Here is a 16,851-nt window from a genome sequence, read left to right on the forward strand (position 1 = left end):
TGACGAGGAGAAGAGGTTGAGATGAGCACCGAACCCGATGACACCCGGCGGCCTGACCCGACCGCGCCGGCCCCCGCCACCGCGACCGACGTCTCCATTCGCGGCATGCCCTTCGCATGGTTCTGGCCAACGCTGGCTGGCGCCCTGGCGGCATTGCTGCTGCGCATCGCATTCAGCGGCGGACCGGGCCATCGCTTCTCGGCGATGCTCGGCTCGTTCATCTACCTCGCGCCTGCCGTGTGCGGCGCGGTCACGGTCTACATGGCCGAGCGCATCGAACGGCGCAGCTGGGTCTACTACCTCTGGATGCCCTGGATCTCCACCGCCCTGTTCGTGGCCGGCACATTGGCCATCTTCATCGAAGGCATCATCTGCGCGGTCGTGATCATTCCGCTGTTCGCGTTGATGGGCAGCCTCGGCGGCCTCGCGATGGGCATCGTCTGCCGCATCACGAACTGGCCCAGGCCGGCGCTCTACAGCTTCGCCTTTTTGCCGCTGGTCTTCGGCGCCATCGAACCACAGTGGTCCAACCCCGAGCAGATCTCGAGCACCTCGCGCACGCTCTTCATTGCCGCGCCCGCCGAACGCGTGTGGCATGAACTCAACAATGCGCAGGGCATTCGCCCGAGCGAAGTCGGCGATGCCTGGGCCTACCGCATCGGCGTGCCGATGCCGGTGGCGGGCGTGACCGAAGACACCCCCGAGGGCCGCGTGCGCAAGGTGCAATGGCAAAAGGACGTGCACTTCGACGAAATCATCACCGAGTGGCAGCCGCTGCAGCACGTGAAGTGGCGCTACCGCTTCTCGCCCGACTCCTTTCCCGCCGGCGCCCTGGACGACCACGTGGTGATCGGCGGCCACTATTTCGACCTGCGCGACTCGGGCTACACGCTCACGCCGCGCGAGGGTGGCACGGAGCTTCGCATCGATGTTTCCTGGCGCGTGAGCACGCGCTTCAACTGGTATGCCGACCGCGTGGCGCAGTTCCTCCTGGGCGACTTCTCCGAGCACATCCTGCGCTTCTACAAGGTGCGCAGCGAAACCGCCGCGCCGGCCGCATGAAGGACACACGCCCCGTCTTCCAGCAGGTGCTCGGCCCTGGCTGGGACCAGCTCGGCGACGTGATCCGCCGGCACTACGCCATGGCGCCGTTCTCGACCGCCCACGTGTGCGTGCGCGGCGCGATGGACGAAGTGCATCACGCCCCCTGGGCGCGCCTGCTGATGCCCTTCGGCCGCCTGTTCGGCGCACTCGTTCCCTATACCGGCACCGGCGTGCCGATCGAAGTGCACTACCGCTGCCGGCCCGGCAACGCGCTCCTGTACTGGGACCGCATCTTCAGCTTCGAGGGCCGCGCGCCGTTTCACTTCCGCTCGCACATGGCGCATTCGGCCGCCGGCGGCGGCGAGGTGATCGAGTACGTGCGCTTCGGCATCGGCATGCGCCTGGCCGTGAGCGCGGAAGAAGGCGCGCTGGTGTTCCGCGACCTGGGCTACATCTGGCGCCTTGGCAGGCTGCGCGTGCCGCTGCCGCTCGGCCTGCTGCTGGGCACCGCCTATGTCGAGGAGCGGCCCGATCCGCATGACGCCGACCGCTTCACCATGAAGATGGTGCTGCGCCACCGCTGGTTCGGCGACGTGTTCCGCTACAGCGGGCGCTTCCGGTTGGGTCCACAATGACCGGATCATGCCGCGCCGCCCCGAAAACCTCTATCCGCAATACCACGCCCATGTCTACTTCGGCCCCGCCACCGTGGCGCAGGCCAGGCAGCTGTGCGAAGAGGCCGGCCGCGAACTGATGGTGGTGGTCGGCCGGGTGCACGAACGTCTCGTGGGCCCCCACACGCGCTGGAGCTGCCAGCTTGCGTTCGATGCGGCCGAGTTCGACCAGGTGATCGAATGGCTCGACGCCCACCGCAACGGCCTCGACATCTTTGTGCACGGCGTCACGGGCGACGACTTCGCCGACCACACGGCGCACGCCATGTGGCTCGGCGAGGAGAACCCGCTCGACCTGCGGATGTTCCGGCGCTAGCCCGCCTGTTCTTCTTCGCTCGTGGGTTGCGGTGCGTGGTGCTCCGCCGCGCTGCCGTGCACCTTGAAGAATTTCGCGCCCTCCACCTTCTGGCCGATCGCGCGTTCGTAGGCCACGCGCACATGCTCGGGCTGCCCGGCCTGCCCGAAGAAGTCCCTCAGGTAGGGCCCCAGCAGCGGATGGGCGGCAAGCGCCGCGCGCGGCAAGCCATGGAGCATCTCGTCGCGGCAGGCCGAAGGCAGCGGCACGTTGCAGTTCGTCGCGGCGTCGCGGATCAGGCCCTTGGGCTCGTGCGCCGGATCGGCCTGCATCGCTTCCATTTCCTCGAAGAAGCGGCGGCGCATCATCACGATGCCCTTGTCGCTCTGGCCGAGCTTTTCGCGGGTGCGGTCGGTGACCGTGCCCTGCCCCACCCAGACCACGAAGTCCTGGTTGGCCACGTGGCTCGTGATCCAGCGGCCGGTGGCCGGGTCCTTGATCGGGCCGTACCAGGACGGGATGCGCTCCTGCACGTAGGGCTCCTGCTCGGTCGGCACGCGGCTCAGCACCCACAGCACGCTCAGGGTGTTGTGGTCGTCGATGGGCACGCGCCACTCGAAGTGGTGGCCGAGGAAGAAGCCGTTGGGCCACAGCGTGACGCGGCCCGTGGTCCACATCACGTTGTCCTCGCTCTCGCCGCCGCGCAACCGCCTGTAGACGAAGCCGTGCTCGAACTCCTCGAACGCGAGCTTCAGGTGGGTTGGCACATAGGGGCCCTCGCCGCCCTGCAGGCGCGTGGTCCAGTTGTTGTGCGTCCATTCGAAATGCACCGGGTCGATGGAGTTTTCCTGGCACTGGAACCAGTTGCACGGTATCTCCGCGAACACGGCCTGCGCGAAACCGTTCTTGAAGTTGAACAGCTCCCAATCGGGCAGCAGCGGTGCGGGCTGCGGCCCCATGTAGGCCCAGAGCAGTCCGGCCTTTTCCTGAACGGGGTAGGCCTTGATCTTCGTGTTCCTGCGCATGCGCGCACCTGGGTCCAGCGTCTCCTCGAAGGGCTGGTGCACGCATTGGCCGCTCTGGTCGTACTGCCAGCCGTGATAGCTGCAGCGCAACCCGCATTGCTCGACAAAGCCGTAGGACATGTCGGCATTGCGATGCGGGCAGCGGCGGTCCACGAGCCCGTAGTTGCCGCCCAGGTCCTTGTAGAGCACCAGGTCCTCGCCCAGGATGCGCAGCGGCTTGACGGCCTCCTCGTCGAACTCGCTGGCTCCGGCAATCGGATGCCAGTAGCGGCGCAGGTAGTCGCCCATCGGCTTGCCCGGCCCGACCTCGGTCAGCAGGCGGTTTTTCTCTTCGCTCAGCATGTGCTTGTCTCCTTGTTCCAGCTCATTCGGCGCGAATGCCGAATTCCTTCACCAGCTTGCCGAAGCGCTGGTCGTCGTCCGCGATCTGCTGCGCCAGCACCGAGGGCGCGCCGCCGATCAGCTCGATGCCGAGCGCAGCCATGCGGGCCTGCACGTCGGGCATCTTCAGCACTTCGTTGAAGTGGCGGTTCAGGGCCTGCACCAGTTCCGCCGGCATGCCCTTGGGGCCCAGCAGGCCCATCCAGGCGCTGACATCCACGTCCTTGTAGCCAAGCTCGATCAGCGTGGGCACGCCGGGCATCAGCTTCGTGCGCTGGCGCTCTGCCACCGCCAGCGCAACGAGCTTGCCGCTGGCAATGTGGCCCGCCACTGCGCCGGGCGTGATCCAGCCGACGCCGACGTGTCCGCCGAGCGCATCGTTCACCACCGGCGCCACGCCGCGATAGGGCGCGTGGGCAATCTGCGTCCCGGCGTCCTTGTTGAAGAGCTCGCCCGCGATGTGCATCGGCGAGCCCGCACCCGGCGTGCCGTAGCTCAGCGCCTTGCCGGCCCTGGCGTCGGCCACCAGCTGTGCCACGTTCTTGATGCCGGTGGACGGCGCGGTCACCAGCAGCAGCGGGATGTTCCCGGTCTTCACGATCGGCGTGAAGTCCTTGACCACGTCGTGCGCCACGCCGGGCCCGGCCTTCAGCACATGCTGCGCGATCGGAAAGGTGCTGGGGGTGAACAGCAATGTGTAGCCGTCCGGCGCGGCCTTGGCGACCCAGGCGTTGCCGATCATGCCGCTGGCACCGGGCCGGTTGTCGACGAGCACCGGCTGCCCCACGCGCAGCGAGAGTTTCTCGGCATAGATGCGCGCGACCGCATCGGTGTCGCCGCCCGCGGGATAGGAAACGACGATGGTGATCGGCCTGGCCGGCCAGACCTGCGCCATGGCGCCGCCGGCGGCCAGCAGGGCGAGGCTCGATGCGGCGATGGCGGCGGCGGCATGGGCCGCTTCGCGACGGGTGAACTTCATGCTCTGTTTCCTTTTCAGTGGAACGACGGGTGGGGTCGATGCACTGTAGGAACACGCTGCCGAAGCCAGAAGATATAGTTTCACCAGGTGAACCTTTTTATGGAGTTCCGCATGTCAGACACCACCGGCGCCCGGAGCGTGAAATCGATCGATGCGTTGCGCCGCGGACTCGATGTGATGCTGGCCATCCAGCGCTCGTCGGCCGCCACGCTGTCGGAGCTGCATCGCCAGACCGGCTTCTCGAAGGCCACGCTGCTGCGCATCCTGAAGACACTGCAGCAGGCCGGATGGGCCGAGCGCAGCGAACTCGACAAGCGCTACGTGCCGGCCTCGGCCGCCGGTGAATCGGGCCCCGTGGTGCAATGGCGCGCAAGCCTGTCGGCGCTGGCGGCGCAGTCCCGCGCCACGCTGCAGCGCCTGGTGCCGTGGCCCATCGACCTGGGCGTGCGCGACGGCACGGCCATGCTGATCCTGGACACGGACCGGCCACGCAACGGCCTGGCGGTGAACTACCGGGCCCTGGGTTTCAGGCCGCCCATGCTGCTGTCGTCACTCGGGCGCTGCTACCTGTCGTTCTGCCCCGAAAACGAGCGGCGCGAGATTCTCGCGGCGCTGGCCCGCTCGCCGAGCGACACCGACCGCAGCGCGCGCCGCCCCGAGAATATCCGGCGCATGGTGACCCATGCCCGCGACCAGGGCTACGTGGTGCGCGACCCCACGTCCACGAGCATGGACTCACCCGACCGCTTCGGTGCGCTCTCGGTGCCGGTGCGCCTGGACACGCTCGTGGTGGGCTGCCTGAGTTGCGCCTGGCTGCCGGCCGTGAAAACCGAGCGCGAGATCGTCTCGGCGCACCTCGCCGATCTGCAGCAGGCGGCGCAGAACATCGAGCGCAAGCTGCGGCAGGTGGGCTTCGGGCCGGCGCCGGCTTGAAGAACCAGCTCGGAAAATCTGCCTAGAACTCCGCGTCGAGCTCGTCGATTTCCTCGGGCTCTTCCTTCGCGGCGGCCACCCACTCCTGCATGGCGGGCAGGTCCATCACGCGCTTGCAGTAGGCGGCGCAGACGCTGTCGAGCGGCACGTCGTAGCTCAGGAAGCGCGTGACCACCGGCGCATACATCGCATCGGCCATGCCCGGCTGCTTGCCGAACAGGAAGGGGCCGCCATAGGCCTTGAGGCATTCGCGCCAGATGGCGACGATGCGGTCGATGTCGGCCTGTGCGCGCGACCAGATCTTGAAGCCGCGGAACCGGGCCTTGATGTTCATCGGCAATGCGCCGCGCATGGAAGCGAAGCCCGAATGCATCTCGCCGCAGATGGCGCGGCAGTGCGCGCGGGCCTGGATGTCGGCGGGCAGCAGCCCGCCCTTGGGCTTGATCTCGTTCAGGTACTCGCCGATGGCCAGCGTGTCCCACACCTTGACGTTGCCGTGCTGCAGCGAGGGCACCAGCATCGACGAGGAGAGCAGCAGCATCTCGGCCTTCATGGCCGGGTCGTCGGGCGGAATGATCTTCTCGCTGAAGTCGAGCCCGGCCAGCCTGCACATCAGCCAGCCCCGCAGCGCCCAGGCGCCGTAGTTCTTGCTGCTGATCGTGAGAACGGGTTTGGCCATCGTGGATCTCCTTGACGGGCTGCCTCTGCCGGTTGGCTCCCATGGCCGTGCAAGGCCTGTGCCACCGCTTGGCCCGCAACTTGCCTGTACTACTTTCATGCTGTACCGGGCCTACCAGAACCAAGCCGACCTGCTTTCGCCCTCCCGGCTCGCGGCCCAGTACCTCGGCCGGGCCCTCTGGAAGGAAGGCACCGAACGCACCATATTGCGGCGCATGGCCGCGCAGTTCGAAGTGTTCTCGCGCATGCGGCTGACCCATTCGCGCCCCGACTACGGCATTGCCAGCGTGCCGGTCGATGGCGTGGAAACCGCGGTGCACGAAGAGAAAACGCTGGTCTCGCCCTTCGGCACGCTGCTGCATTTCCGCAAGGAGACGCAGTCCGTGCACCCGCCCGTGCTGCTGGTCGCACCACTGTCGGGCCATTTCGCGACGCTGCTGCGCGAAACCGTGCGCACCCTGCTGCGCGACCACGACGTGTACCTGACCGACTGGCACAACGCGCGCGACGTGCCGCTGTGGCATGGCGGCTTCAGCCTGGACGACTACACGCTGCAGCTCATCCGGTTTCTCGAAGCCGTCGGTCCCGGCGTGCACATGGTCGCGGTCTGCCAGCCCTGCGTGTCCGCGCTGGCGGCCACGGCGCTGATGGCCGAGGACGACAACCCCGCCACGCCGCGCAGCCTTACGCTGATGGCCGGCCCGGTCGATTGCCGCATCAACCCCACGGGGGTGAACGAGCTCGCCAACAGCAAGCCGATCGAGTGGTTCCGCCGCAACCTCATCAGCCATGTGCCGTGGCCGCATGCCGGCATGATGCGGCGCGTGTACCCGGGCTTCCTGCAGCTCTCGGCCTTCCTGAGCATGAACCCCGAGCGCCACAAGAAGCAGTTCCAGGACATGGTCCGCCATCTGGTCGAGGGCGACGTCGAGAAGGCCCGCACCATCGGCACCTTCTACGACGAGTACCTGGCGGTAAACGACCTGCCGGCCGAGTTCTACCTGGAGACCGTGGAGCGCGTGTTCCAGACCTACGACCTGCCGCGCGGCGCGCTCACCGTGGGCGACCGCACGGTGAACCCCGCCGCCATCCGCCGCACCGCGCTGCTCACGGTGGAAGGCGAGCGCGACGACATCTGCTCGGTCGGCCAGACGGTGGCGGCGCAAGACCTCTGCACCGGCATCCGGCCCTACCTCAAGGCGCATCACCTGCAGGCCGGCGTGGGCCACTACGGCGTCTTCAGTGGCAGCAAGTGGAACGCGCAGATCTACCCGCGCGTGCGCGAGACCATCCACGCCGCGGCCGAGCTGTACTGAGCCTCCGGTCGGACGCCCGGCTTCAGCGCCGGCTGCGCCGCTCCTTCGAGGCCACGCGCCGCACCGTCGCTTCGCCGGCCTGCGGCAGCCGCTCGCGCAGGAACGCAATCAGTTCCTGCGCCGCCACGTTGCGCATCGGGCCCGGCAGGTAGGCCAGCACCACGCGCCGCTCGACGCGCGGCTTGAGCAGCGGCAGCACCACCAGTTCGGGGTCGCGCAGCAGCGCGGTGTAGAGCCGCGGCATCAATCCCAGCGCCTGGCCGCTGCGCACCAGCGCATAGAGCGTTTCGGAATAGCTCACGCGGTAGGGCTCGGGGCCTTGCTCGAACTGCGCGCGCGCCGGGTTGCCGAGCGCCGGCATGCTGCCGCTCTCGAACAGCACCAGCCGCTCCTTGCCGATGGCTTCCCAGCTCGCGTCTCCGGCCGCCGCCAGCGCGTGGCCGCGGCGCACCACCAGCACCAGCGGGTCGCGGAACAGCGCGACGCAGGCCAGCCCGCCCGGCGGCTCGGTGATGGCGGCCACCGCCATGTCGAGCTGGCCGCTGCGCAGTTCGGCCAGCAGGTCGGTCGAAGGCGCATCGCGCCAGGCGATCTCGACCTCGCGCTGCCCGGCTTGCAGAAACTCGCTGGCCGCGGCCGTCACGCGCGCGCTGGCCGACGGGATCACGCCCACGCGCACGAAGGCCCGCCCGCGCTGCACGGTGCTTTCGATGTCGCGCAGCGCCACCTCGAAGGTGTTGACCAGGAAATCGGTGCGCGCCAGCACCTCGGCGCCCACCGGCGTGAGTTCGAGGCGGTGGGTCGAACGGGTCAGCAGTTCGGCGCCGAGCAGTTTCTCCATCTGCTTGATCGCGTTGCTCAGCGCCGGCTGGGTAATGGCCAGCCGGCGCGCGGCACGGCCGAAGTGCCCTTCTTCCACCAGCACCGAGAAGAACTGAAGCTGGCGCAGGGTAAGCGCCCGGAGCGGCAAGGAGGCCATGGCATCCTGGTTATCGATTCAATGAATCAAATTATAGAAATTCAAAATTTTTCTTATGGGGCGCCCTTGCCTAGACTGGCCGGCATGACCAGCCCCGCCACGCCACCCCTCACTCTGGAATCCATGCTGCATGCGATTCCCAAGGTGGAGCTGCACTGCCACCTGTTCGGCACGGTGCGCCACGAAACCTTCAAGCAGCTCAACCATCGCGCCGGGTCGCCGCTCGCGGCCGAGGAGATCGAAGGCTTCTATACGCGCGGAGAAAAACCGGTGGGCGTGCTGCGTGTGCTGCGCGCGCTCGACGCGCAGCTGGTGCGCAGCCCCGGCGATCTTTATCAGCTGACGCGCGAATACCTCGAGGACGCGGCGGCCCACAACGTGCGCTACGCCGAATTCTTCTGGAACCCCACCGGCACGGTGCACGGCTCCGGCATCGCCTATCCGATGGCGCAGGGCGCGATCGTCCGCGCGATCCATGACGCGCAGCAGGAGTTCGGCATCGCCGGCCGGCTCATCGCCGCGATCGACCGCGAGGCCAGCCCCGAGGCCGCCGTGGAGATGGTGGAGTGGGTCAAGGCGCACCGCTGCGACGAGGTGATCGGCATCGGCATCGACTACCGCGAGGTCGACCGGCCGCCCGAGCTGTTCGCGCGCGCCTACGCCGAGGCGCGGCGCGCGGGACTCAAGGCCACCGCGCATGCGGGCGAGTTCGGCATGCCGTGGACCAACGTGCGCACCGCGCTCGACATGCTGCAGGTGGACCGCATCGACCACGGCTACACGGTGGTCGACCAGCCCGGTTTCGCGCGCCAGTGCGCCGAACGCGGCGTGATCTTCACCGTGGTGCCCACCAACTCCTACTACCTGCGCACGCTGCCTCCGGAGCGCTGGGCGCTCGACCATCCCATTCGCCGCATGCCCGGCCTGGGCCTGCGCATCCATCCCAACACCGACGACCCGACGCTGCACAAGGTCACGCCCACCCAGGCCTGGCTGATGATGGCGCGCGACTTCGGTTTCGGGCTGGACGACCTGCGCGGCTTCATGCACAACGGGCTCGACGGCGCGTGGATCGACGACACCCAGCGCCGCGCCTGGCGCACGCAATGGAACCGCGAGTTCGACGCGCTGCGCGCCGGCCTTGCGCAAGAGCAGCATCCCGCCCACCCGCAATGACCCACGCCATGAACAACCCTCGCCGCCTTCTTCTTGCCGCCGCCCTCTGCTCGATGCTGCCGATTGCGGCACTCGCGCAGGGCGCCTGGCCCGCCGCCAGGCCGATCACGCTGATCGTTCCCTACACCGCGGGCGGCAGCGTGGACGTCAACGCCCGCCTCGTCGCCACGCGGCTGGGCGAGCGGCTGAAGCAGTCGGTCGTCATCGAGAACGTGAGCGGCGCGGGCGGCGCCATCGGCGTGGCCAAGGCCGTGAACGCGGCGCCCGACGGCTACACGCTGGTGGTCGGGCCCGACAGCGCGATCGCCATCGGGCGGCTGGTCAACCCATCGGCCTTCAAGTTCGATCCGCTCAAGGACCTGGCGCCGGTCGGCATGCTCAACACCGCGCCGATGGTGCTGGTGGCGCGGCCCGGCCTGGAGGCGCAGACCTATGCCGACTTCGTGAAGCTCGCCAAGGCCAAGCCCGGCGCCTACAACTACGCCACCTCGGGCGTGGGCACGGTGCTGCAGCTGGCGATGGAACTGCTCAAGCAGCGCAGCGGCATCTTCGTGACCCACGTGCCCTACCGCGGCGGCGCGCAAATTGCCACCGACGTGATCGGCAACCAGGTCGACCTGGCGATGCTGGTCAGCACCAGCGCCATTCCGCACGTGAACGGCAACCGCCTGAAGGCCCTCGGCATCACCGGCAGCCAGCGCCTTGCCGCGCTGCCCAATGTGCCCACCTTCAACGAGATGCCGGGCCTGAAGGGCTACGACATGGTGAGCTGGACCGGCATCTTCGCCCCCGCCCGGACCCCGCCGGCCGTCGTGGCCCGCCTCAACCAGGAACTGAACGCCGTGCTCGCCGAGGAGCAGGTGCGAGCCAAGCTCAACGAGCAGGGCGCCCTGCCCGGCAACGGCACGCCCGAGCAGTTCGGCCAGTTCGTCCAGGCCGAATACGGCCGCAATCAGAAGATCGTGCAGTCGGCCAACATCAAGGAATAAACCCGGCCAGAGCTGGGCGCGGCCGGCTACTGCTCTTCAGGCCAGTCGCGGATGTAGGCTTTCAGCATCTTGTTCTCGAAGTTCTGGCTGTCCACCACCGCCTTGGCCACGTCGTAGAAGCTGATCACGCCCATCAGCATGCGCTTGTCCATCACGGGCATGTAGCGCGCATGGCGCTCCAGCATGATGCGGCGGATTTCGTCGAGGTCGGTTTCGAGCGTGCAGGTCACGGGCGCATCGTCCATGGCCTTGCGCACCAGCGTGCCGCCCACCTGGCCGCCGTTGTCGACGATGGCCAGGATCACTTCCCTGAAGGTGAGCATGCCGACCAGGTCGCCGTGTTCCATGACGACCAGAGAGCCAATGTCCTTTTCCGCCATGGTCTTGACGGCTTCGGCCAGCAGGTCGTCAGGCGTGATGGTGAAGAGCGTGTTGCCCTTGACGCGAAGGATGTCGCTGACTTTCATCGTGTGCTCCTCTCGGAAATCGTTCTCGGCGGCGATGCCGATTTGAATATAGCCCACAATCGGCGCCGACTCCCACGCCCATGTTGCGCGCGCATGATTAGCAGACGTAACGGGGCATTGCGAACGAACCCAGAAAGGCTCCCATGCCCGGCTATTCCGACCCCGGCTTCGACACCCTGGCGCTGCATGCCGGCGCCGCGCCCGACCCCGCCACCGGCGCGCGGGCGGTGCCGATCCACCTCACCACCTCCTTCGTCTTCGAGTCGAGCGACCATGCGGCAGCGCTCTTCAACCTGGAGCGCGCGGGCCATGTCTACTCGCGCATCAGCAATCCGACCAACGCGGTGCTCGAACAGCGCGTCTCGGCGCTCGAAGGCGGCATCGGCGCCATTGCCACGGCCAGCGGCCAGGCCGCGCTGCACCTGTCGATCGCCACGCTCATGGGCGCAGGCTCCCACATCGTGGCGAGCACCGCGCTCTACGGCGGCTCGCAGAACCTGCTGCACTACACGATGCGGCGCTTCGGCATCGAGACCACCTTCGTGAAGCCCGGCGACCTGGACGGCTGGCGCGCCGCGATCCGGCCCGAAACCAAGCTCCTGTTCGGCGAAACCGTGGGCAACCCGGGCCTGGACGTGCTCGATATCCCGGCCGTGAGCGACATCGCCCACGAAGCCGGCGTGCCGCTGCTGGTCGACTCCACTCTCACCTCGCCCTACCTGATCAAGCCCTTCGACTGGGGTGCCGACCTGGTCTACCACTCGGCCACCAAGTTCCTGTCGGGCCATGGCACGGTGATTGGCGGGGTGGTGGTCGACGGCGGCAGCTTCGACTGGGAGAAATCGGGCAAATTCGCCGAACTGACCCAGGCCTATGACGGCTTTCACAACATGGTCTTCAGCGAGGAAAGCACGGTCGGTGCGTTCCTGCTGCGCGCCCGGCGCGAAGGGCTGCGCGATTTCGGCGCCTCGATGAGCCCGCACACGGCCTGGCTGATCCTGCAGGGCATCGAGACGCTGCCGCTGCGCATGGAGCGCCACATCGACAACACGCAGAAGGTGGTCGAGTTCCTCGCGAGCCACCCCTTCGTGTCGCGCGTGGGCCATCCGCTGATCGAATCGCATCCGAGCCACGCGCTGGCGCAGAAGCTGTTGCGCCACGGCGCACGCGGCGCCGGCGCGGTGTTCAGCTTCGACATCAAGGGCAGCCGCGCGCAGGGCAAGGCTTTCATCGAGGCGCTCAAGCTCTTCAGCCACCTGGCGAACGTGGGCGACTGCCGCAGCCTGGTGATCCATCCGGCCAGCACCACGCACTTCCGCATGACCGACGAGGCGCTGGCGGGGGCCGGAATTTCCCAAGGGACGATCCGTCTCTCGATCGGACTCGAGGACCCGGCCGATTTGATCGACGACCTGAAGCGTGCGCTCAAGGCTGCGGAAAAGGCGGGGGCCTAGGATGGAAGCCTGCTTTTCCTTGCGTCGTGCTGTCCGTCATTCAGGGCGCGCTCCCGCCGACGGGGGACATTCGCGGAGGGGAGTACCCGGTGGCCTGTGCACACGCCCCGAACAACAGCACCTAAAACAAACCATCCGGTGGAGCAACTGACATGAACTACACCGTCAACGGCCACGCCACCTACTGCTACACCGGCGGCAAGGCTTTCGATGCGAACAAGCCGACCGTGGTGTTCATCCACGGCGTGCTCAACGACCACAGCGTGTGGATCCTGCAAAGCCGCTGGTTCGCCAACCACGGCTGGAACGTGCTGGCCCTCGACCTGCCCGGCCACTGCAGGAGCGAAGGCCCGCCGCCCGCCAGCGTGGAAGACGCGGCGCAGTTCGTCATCGCGCTGCTCGACGCGGCCGGCGTGCAGAAGGCCGCGCTCGTGGGCCACAGCTTCGGTTCGCTGATCGCGCTCGAAGCCGCCTCGCGCGTGCCCGAACGGGTCACTCATCTGGCGTTGGTGGGCACCGCCTACCCGATGACCGTGTCGCCCGCGCTGCTCGACGGCGCGCTCAACGAGCCGCAGCGCGCCATCGCCATGGTCAACACCTTCTCGCATTCGCTGCTCGCGCCGCCGCCCTCCTCGCTCGGCCCCGGCACCTGGCTCTACGGCAGCTCGCGCGCGCTGATGCGGCGCGTGCTCGCGAGCAACCGCGACGCCAATGTGTTCCACATCGGCTTCAAGGCCTGCAACGACTACGCGAACGGCGAAAAGGCCATCGAAGCGGTGCAATGCCCCGTGCTGTTCCTGCTCGGCGATGCCGACCAGATGACGCCGCCGCGCGCCACCAGGGCGCTGGTCGGCAAGGCCAGGCAGGGCAAGGTGGTGACCGTGCATGCGGGCCATTCGCTGATGAGCGAGGCGCCCGACGAAGTGCTGTTCGCGCTGCGCGACTTCGTCGGCGCGCCCGCCTGAAGAGCCGCCTTTATTCCGCCGCGATGCCGGCGCGGTGGGCCAGTGCGCGGTAGCGGGAAATCTCGCCCTCCATCTGGCTGCGGAACGCCGCCGCGCCGATGACGACGGGCTCCATGCCCTGCGCGCGCAACTGCGCCTGCAGGGCCGCGCTGCCCATGGTGGCCGCGACGGCGCGCGCCAGCTTGTCGACCACCGGTGCCGGCGTGCGCGCCGGCGCGGCAAAGCCGTACCAGGCGTCGAAGGTGGCATCGGGCAGCCCCTGTTCGGCCAGGGTGCGCACCTCGGGCAGCATGCTCGAGCGCGCCGCGCCCACGATGCCCAGGGCGCGCAGCTTGCCCGAGCGCACATGCGGCGCCACGGCCGCCACGGTGTCGATGCCGACTTCGATCTCGCCGCCGATCACCGCCATCGAACCCTGGCTGCTGCCCTTGTACGGAATGTCCTGCAGCTGGATGCCCGCGGCCAGCGCGAGCAGCGCGCCCGCCAGGTGCGGCCCCGAGCCGGAACCGAAGGTGGCGTAGCGGATGCTCTTCGGCTTGGCCTTGGCGGCAGCAATGAGCTCGGGCAGCGAGCGCCATGGCGTGCCGGCGCCCACCACCAGCACCAGCGGCGTGCGCGCGACGATGGCAATGGGCGCGAGGTCGCGCACCGGGTCGTAGGGCAGCCTGGCGCGCAACGCGGGGTTCACGCTGTAGCTGGTGGAGCCCGAGAGCAGCAGCGTGTAGCCGTCGGGCGCGGCCTTGGCGACGGCCTCCGTGCCGATGATGGTGGCGGCGCCGGGCTTGTTGTCGATGACCACGGGCTGGCCGAGCCGCTCCGACAGACCCTGGCCCATCGCGCGCGCGACGATGTCGGTGCCGCCGCCCGGCGGAAAGGGCACGACCAGCTTCACGGGCCTGCCGGGCCATTTTTCCTGCGCGAGTGCGGGCGCGTGGAAGGCGACAAGCGCCGAAGCGCAGACCAGCAGGCCACGGAGCCGATGGAAGAGAGCAGTTTTCATGGGTTCGTCCAGGAAGAGAAATCAGGCAGCAGCGGCGTGCGTTGCTTTACCGGTGGCCCACGGCGCGAGCCCCGGCTCGCCGAGGTCCCAGTAGAGGCCGGCCATGATCTGCAGGCCCTCGCGTGCCAGCGGCGCGAGCAGGTGCTCGTTGGGCGCGTGCTGCGCACAGGCCGGGTACGAATGCGGCACCCACAGCGTGGGCAGGCCCAGCAGATCGGCGAACACGTCGTTGGGCAGCGAGCCCGCGAGGTTCGGCAGCAGGTCGACGCGCTGGCCGCTGCTCTCTTCGACGGAGCGCCGGGCCCAGTCGACCCAGGGGTTCTCCACGTCGAGCCGCGTCGCCGCGCCTTCCAGCGTGACCTTCACTTCCACGTCGCCGAAACCGTGCGCGTCGAGGTGGGCGCGCACGATGCCCGCCAGTTCGCGCCACGGCGTTCCGACCACGAAGCGCAGCTGGCAATGCGCCACCGCCTCGGACGGAATCGCATTGACGGGCCGCTGCGGCGAACCGGCGCCGAGCGCGAGCACCTCGATGGTGTTCCAGGCCACCAGCCGCTCGGCCGGACTCAGGCCGGGCTCGCCCCAGCCTTCGTCGAGCGCGGGATCGTCGGCGCCACCGCCGATCGCGATGCCGGCCAGCGCCTCGCGCACGCCCTGCGGAATTCCAGGCGGCCGCAAGGCCTCGACCAGGATGCGCCCGCGCGCATCCACCAGCGAGGCCACCGCATGGCTCAGCACGGTGCCCGGATTGGCGAGCACGCCGCCCCAGTTGCCCGAGTGGTAGCCCCGCGCCCTGGCGCGCAGCCGCAGGCTGAAGTTGACGGCGCCGCGCGAACCCAGGAAAAGCGTGGGCCGCGCGGCGCTCACGCGCGGCCCGTCGCTGGCGATGAACAGGTCCGCGCGCAGCCGGTCGCGCTGCTGCTCGCACACCGCGTGCAGGCCCGGCGACGCGGCCTCTTCGCCGGTCTCGATGAGCCAGGTGATGTTGTAGCCCAGGCGCCCGCTGCGCGCGCGCAGCGCGGCGGCCAGCCCGCCGAGCGCAATGCTGTGCTGGCCCTTGTTGTCGGCCGTGCCGCGCCCGTACCAGCGGTCGCCGCGCACGGTGAGCGCCCAGGGGCCAAGGCCTTCATCCCAGTGCGCCTCCTGCCCGCTCACCACGTCGCCGTGGCCATAGCTCAGCACGGTGGGCAATGCAGGGGCTTCGATGCGCCGCGCGATCAGGAAGGGCCCGCCGCCGGCCACGGGGTTCTCGACGATCTCGCATTCGAAACCGAGCGCGGCCAGTGGCGGCACCAGCTCGTCGCGCAGGTAGGCCCCGAGCGCGGGCGTGGCGGCGCCGGTGTCGCTCTCGGTGCGAAAGGCGACGCGCCGCTGCAGGTCGGCAAAGAAGCCGCCGTCGTCGAAATAGGCGGCGGCCGCGGCGAGGCTGTCGGTACGTTGCATGAGGGGATTTCCTGTTTGCGTGGGATGCAGCAAGTACAAGGCCTGCAGGGCAATGCTTCCAGCACCGATTTCGCAAGCTACCATTGCCTTGAAGGCAACGCTTCAATCGCCATGGCACCACCGCTCCTCAGCATTCCGATGCGCCATTTCCTCGAAGTGGCGCGCAGCGGCTCGGTCAGCCAGGCCGCGGCGCGGCTGTTCGTGGCCTCGTCGGCGGTCAGCCGCCAGATCGCCAAGCTCGAGGACAGCCTGGGCACGCCGCTGTTCGAGCGCCACGCCAGGGGCATGGCGCTCACCGCGGCGGGCGAGCGGCTCGCGGCGCACCTGCGCAATGCGCAGCTCGACATCGAGCAGGTCATCGAGCAGGTGCGCGACCTCGGCGGCCGCAGCGCGCACCGCATCCGCATGGCTTGCACCGAGGGGTTCGCGGCGCACTTCATGCCGCAGGTCATGCGCAGCTTCGAGTCGGCGCATCCGGGCACGCAGCTCGAGCTCCACGTGGGCTCGCCCGATGGCGTGAGCGCGCTGCTCGCGCGCGGCGAAGCCGACATCGCGCTCAAGTACGTGGTGGCGCCGGAGCCCGGCCTGAAGATCGAGCACTCGGCCAATGCGCCGGTGTTCGCGGTGCTGCGCCCCGACCATCCGCTGGCGCGGCAGCGCGTGGTTTCCGTGGCGGACGCGGTGCGCTATCCGCTGGCCGTGGGCGACAAGGGCGTGACCGCGCGGCAGCTGTTCGACCAGGCGTGCAGCCTGCAGGGGCTGCAGTACCGCGCGATCTTCGTCAGCAATTTTTCGTCGGTGCTGCTGCCGCTGTTGCGCACGCCGGACGTGATGCTGTCGGGACACCTCACGGTCACGCATCTCATCGATGCAGGCACGGTGGTGGCGCGCCCGTTCGCCGAGGCGCCGCTGCAGCAGCGGCAGCTTCAGGTGCTGGCGCTCGAAGGCCGCACGCTCACGCCGCTGGCGCAGGCGTTCGTGCAACACCTGGTGCATGCCATTGCCAGCGCAGGGCGGCGCAAGCTGGGCCGTGCGCGTTCGAGCGCCTGAGCC

17 protein-coding genes are annotated in these 16,851 nt (G+C 68.6%); 10 read left to right on the forward strand and 7 right to left on the reverse strand.

The window, feature by feature from the left end; genetic code table 11:
• Positions 1-21 precede the first annotated feature (21 nt).
• The 3 genes from EJO66_RS00125 to EJO66_RS00135 are packed head-to-tail and all read left to right on the forward strand — an operon-like array spanning position 22 to position 2,034.
• The gene (locus EJO66_RS00125) at positions 22-1,062 is read left to right on the forward strand and encodes an SRPBCC family protein (RefSeq protein ID WP_125964412.1); all 1,041 of its coding nucleotides are present in this window, start codon (positions 22-24) and stop codon (positions 1,060-1,062) included.
• Positions 1,059-1,679: a DUF4166 domain-containing protein gene (locus EJO66_RS00130; protein ID WP_125964413.1), complete on the forward strand. Its 621-nt coding sequence runs from the start codon at positions 1,059-1,061 to the stop codon at positions 1,677-1,679. Before EJO66_RS00125 ends, EJO66_RS00130 begins: the two co-directional genes overlap by 4 nt.
• 7 nt (positions 1,680-1,686) lie before the next feature.
• A complete protein-coding gene (locus EJO66_RS00135; protein ID WP_125964414.1) occupies positions 1,687-2,034 on the forward strand; it encodes a DOPA 4,5-dioxygenase family protein in 348 nt (115 codons plus the stop codon).
• Here EJO66_RS00135 and EJO66_RS00140 read toward each other — a convergent pair.
• Both EJO66_RS00140 and EJO66_RS00145 read right to left on the reverse strand, forming a co-directional pair.
• Positions 2,031-3,380 carry an aromatic ring-hydroxylating oxygenase subunit alpha gene (locus EJO66_RS00140; RefSeq protein WP_125964415.1) on the reverse strand — a complete coding sequence of 450 codons (1,350 nt, stop codon included), beginning with the start codon at positions 3,378-3,380 and terminating at the stop codon, positions 2,031-2,033. The two genes, EJO66_RS00135 and EJO66_RS00140, sit on opposite strands and share 4 nt — an antisense overlap.
• 22 nt (positions 3,381-3,402) lie before the next feature.
• On the reverse strand, positions 3,403-4,398 hold the full coding sequence (locus tag EJO66_RS00145; protein WP_125964416.1) for a tripartite tricarboxylate transporter substrate binding protein: 996 nt from the start codon (positions 4,396-4,398) through the stop codon (positions 3,403-3,405).
• A gap of 111 nt (positions 4,399-4,509) precedes the next feature.
• On the opposite strand from EJO66_RS00145, the gene EJO66_RS00150 reads away from it, so the two are divergent.
• Positions 4,510-5,331, forward strand: coding sequence for an IclR family transcriptional regulator domain-containing protein (locus EJO66_RS00150; RefSeq protein WP_125964417.1), 822 nt, complete (start codon positions 4,510-4,512; stop codon positions 5,329-5,331).
• A gap of 22 nt (positions 5,332-5,353) precedes the next feature.
• Here EJO66_RS00150 and EJO66_RS00155 read toward each other — a convergent pair whose 3' ends face one another.
• Positions 5,354-6,010 carry a glutathione S-transferase gene (locus tag EJO66_RS00155; RefSeq protein WP_125964418.1) on the reverse strand — a complete coding sequence of 219 codons (657 nt, stop codon included), beginning with the start codon at positions 6,008-6,010 and terminating at the stop codon, positions 5,354-5,356.
• Between the two features lie 97 nt (positions 6,011-6,107).
• Here EJO66_RS00155 and EJO66_RS00160 point away from each other — a divergent pair, with 97 nt between their 5' ends.
• A complete protein-coding gene (locus EJO66_RS00160; RefSeq protein WP_125964419.1) occupies positions 6,108-7,325 on the forward strand; it encodes a polyhydroxyalkanoate depolymerase in 1,218 nt (405 codons plus the stop codon).
• A gap of 22 nt (positions 7,326-7,347) precedes the next feature.
• Here the strand turns inward: EJO66_RS00160 and EJO66_RS00165 are convergent, their stop codons facing one another.
• A complete protein-coding gene (locus EJO66_RS00165; RefSeq protein WP_125964420.1) occupies positions 7,348-8,304 on the reverse strand; it encodes a LysR family transcriptional regulator in 957 nt (318 codons plus the stop codon).
• Between the two features lie 84 nt (positions 8,305-8,388).
• Between EJO66_RS00165 and add the strand changes: the two genes are divergently transcribed.
• Together add and EJO66_RS00175 are read left to right on the forward strand one after the other, a co-directional pair.
• Positions 8,389-9,480, forward strand: coding sequence for an adenosine deaminase (add, locus tag EJO66_RS00170; protein ID WP_206168820.1), 1,092 nt, complete (start codon positions 8,389-8,391; stop codon positions 9,478-9,480).
• An 8-nt stretch (positions 9,481-9,488) separates the two neighbouring features.
• Entirely contained in the window at positions 9,489-10,469 is a 981-nt protein-coding gene (locus tag EJO66_RS00175; protein WP_240648494.1) for a Bug family tripartite tricarboxylate transporter substrate binding protein, read from the forward strand.
• 26 nt (positions 10,470-10,495) lie between these two features.
• Here EJO66_RS00175 and EJO66_RS00180 read toward each other — a convergent pair whose 3' ends face one another.
• A complete protein-coding gene (locus tag EJO66_RS00180) occupies positions 10,496-10,936 on the reverse strand; it encodes a CBS domain-containing protein (protein WP_012746821.1) in 441 nt (146 codons plus the stop codon).
• Positions 10,937-11,079: 143 nt separating this feature from the next.
• Here EJO66_RS00180 and EJO66_RS00185 point away from each other — a divergent pair, with 143 nt between their 5' ends.
• Positions 11,080-12,390, forward strand: a complete 1,311-nt coding sequence (locus tag EJO66_RS00185; protein WP_125964423.1) for an O-acetylhomoserine aminocarboxypropyltransferase — start codon at positions 11,080-11,082, stop codon at positions 12,388-12,390.
• A gap of 152 nt (positions 12,391-12,542) precedes the next feature.
• On the forward strand, positions 12,543-13,355 hold the full coding sequence (locus EJO66_RS00190; RefSeq protein WP_125964424.1) for an alpha/beta fold hydrolase: 813 nt from the start codon (positions 12,543-12,545) through the stop codon (positions 13,353-13,355).
• Positions 13,356-13,365: 10 nt separating this feature from the next.
• Here the strand turns inward: EJO66_RS00190 and EJO66_RS00195 are convergent, their stop codons facing one another.
• Together EJO66_RS00195 and EJO66_RS00200 are read right to left on the reverse strand one after the other, a co-directional pair.
• Complete coding sequence (locus tag EJO66_RS00195) at positions 13,366-14,355, reverse strand: Bug family tripartite tricarboxylate transporter substrate binding protein (protein WP_125964425.1); 990 nt, start codon at positions 14,353-14,355, stop codon at positions 13,366-13,368.
• A 21-nt stretch (positions 14,356-14,376) separates the two neighbouring features.
• Positions 14,377-15,798, reverse strand: a complete 1,422-nt coding sequence (locus EJO66_RS00200) for a M20 family metallopeptidase (RefSeq protein ID WP_125964426.1) — start codon at positions 15,796-15,798, stop codon at positions 14,377-14,379.
• Positions 15,799-15,909: 111 nt separating this feature from the next.
• Between EJO66_RS00200 and EJO66_RS00205 the strand changes: the two genes are divergently transcribed.
• Positions 15,910-16,848: a LysR family transcriptional regulator gene (locus EJO66_RS00205; protein ID WP_012746816.1), complete on the forward strand. Its 939-nt coding sequence runs from the start codon at positions 15,910-15,912 to the stop codon at positions 16,846-16,848.
• Positions 16,849-16,851: the final 3 nt, after the last annotated feature.

It is taken from the genome of Variovorax beijingensis (assembly GCF_003951285.1).
Lineage (GTDB): Bacteria > Pseudomonadota > Gammaproteobacteria > Burkholderiales > Burkholderiaceae_C > Variovorax > Variovorax beijingensis.

Bases quoted from the DNA above. Each gene is read 5' to 3' on its own strand.
- EJO66_RS00125 (WP_125964412.1), top strand. From the start codon at position 22: ATGAGCACCGAACCCGATGACACCCGGCGGCCTGACCCGACCGCGCCG.
- EJO66_RS00130 (WP_125964413.1), top strand. From the start codon at position 1,059: ATGAAGGACACACGCCCCGTCTTCCAGCAGGTGCTCGGCCCTGGCTGG.
- EJO66_RS00135 (WP_125964414.1), top strand. From the start codon at position 1,687: ATGCCGCGCCGCCCCGAAAACCTCTATCCGCAATACCACGCCCATGTC.
- EJO66_RS00140 (WP_125964415.1), bottom strand. From the start codon at position 3,380: ATGCTGAGCGAAGAGAAAAACCGCCTGCTGACCGAGGTCGGGCCGGGC.
- EJO66_RS00145 (WP_125964416.1), bottom strand. From the start codon at position 4,398: ATGAAGTTCACCCGTCGCGAAGCGGCCCATGCCGCCGCCGCCATCGCC.
- EJO66_RS00150 (WP_125964417.1), top strand. From the start codon at position 4,510: ATGTCAGACACCACCGGCGCCCGGAGCGTGAAATCGATCGATGCGTTG.
- EJO66_RS00155 (WP_125964418.1), bottom strand. From the start codon at position 6,010: ATGGCCAAACCCGTTCTCACGATCAGCAGCAAGAACTACGGCGCCTGG.
- EJO66_RS00160 (WP_125964419.1), top strand. From the start codon at position 6,108: ATGCTGTACCGGGCCTACCAGAACCAAGCCGACCTGCTTTCGCCCTCC.
- EJO66_RS00165 (WP_125964420.1), bottom strand. From the start codon at position 8,304: ATGGCCTCCTTGCCGCTCCGGGCGCTTACCCTGCGCCAGCTTCAGTTC.
- add (WP_206168820.1), top strand. From the start codon at position 8,389: ATGACCAGCCCCGCCACGCCACCCCTCACTCTGGAATCCATGCTGCAT.
- EJO66_RS00175 (WP_240648494.1), top strand. From the start codon at position 9,489: ATGAACAACCCTCGCCGCCTTCTTCTTGCCGCCGCCCTCTGCTCGATG.
- EJO66_RS00180 (WP_012746821.1), bottom strand. From the start codon at position 10,936: ATGAAAGTCAGCGACATCCTTCGCGTCAAGGGCAACACGCTCTTCACC.
- EJO66_RS00185 (WP_125964423.1), top strand. From the start codon at position 11,080: ATGCCCGGCTATTCCGACCCCGGCTTCGACACCCTGGCGCTGCATGCC.
- EJO66_RS00190 (WP_125964424.1), top strand. From the start codon at position 12,543: ATGAACTACACCGTCAACGGCCACGCCACCTACTGCTACACCGGCGGC.
- EJO66_RS00195 (WP_125964425.1), bottom strand. From the start codon at position 14,355: ATGAAAACTGCTCTCTTCCATCGGCTCCGTGGCCTGCTGGTCTGCGCT.
- EJO66_RS00200 (WP_125964426.1), bottom strand. From the start codon at position 15,798: ATGCAACGTACCGACAGCCTCGCCGCGGCCGCCGCCTATTTCGACGAC.
- EJO66_RS00205 (WP_012746816.1), top strand. From the start codon at position 15,910: ATGGCACCACCGCTCCTCAGCATTCCGATGCGCCATTTCCTCGAAGTG.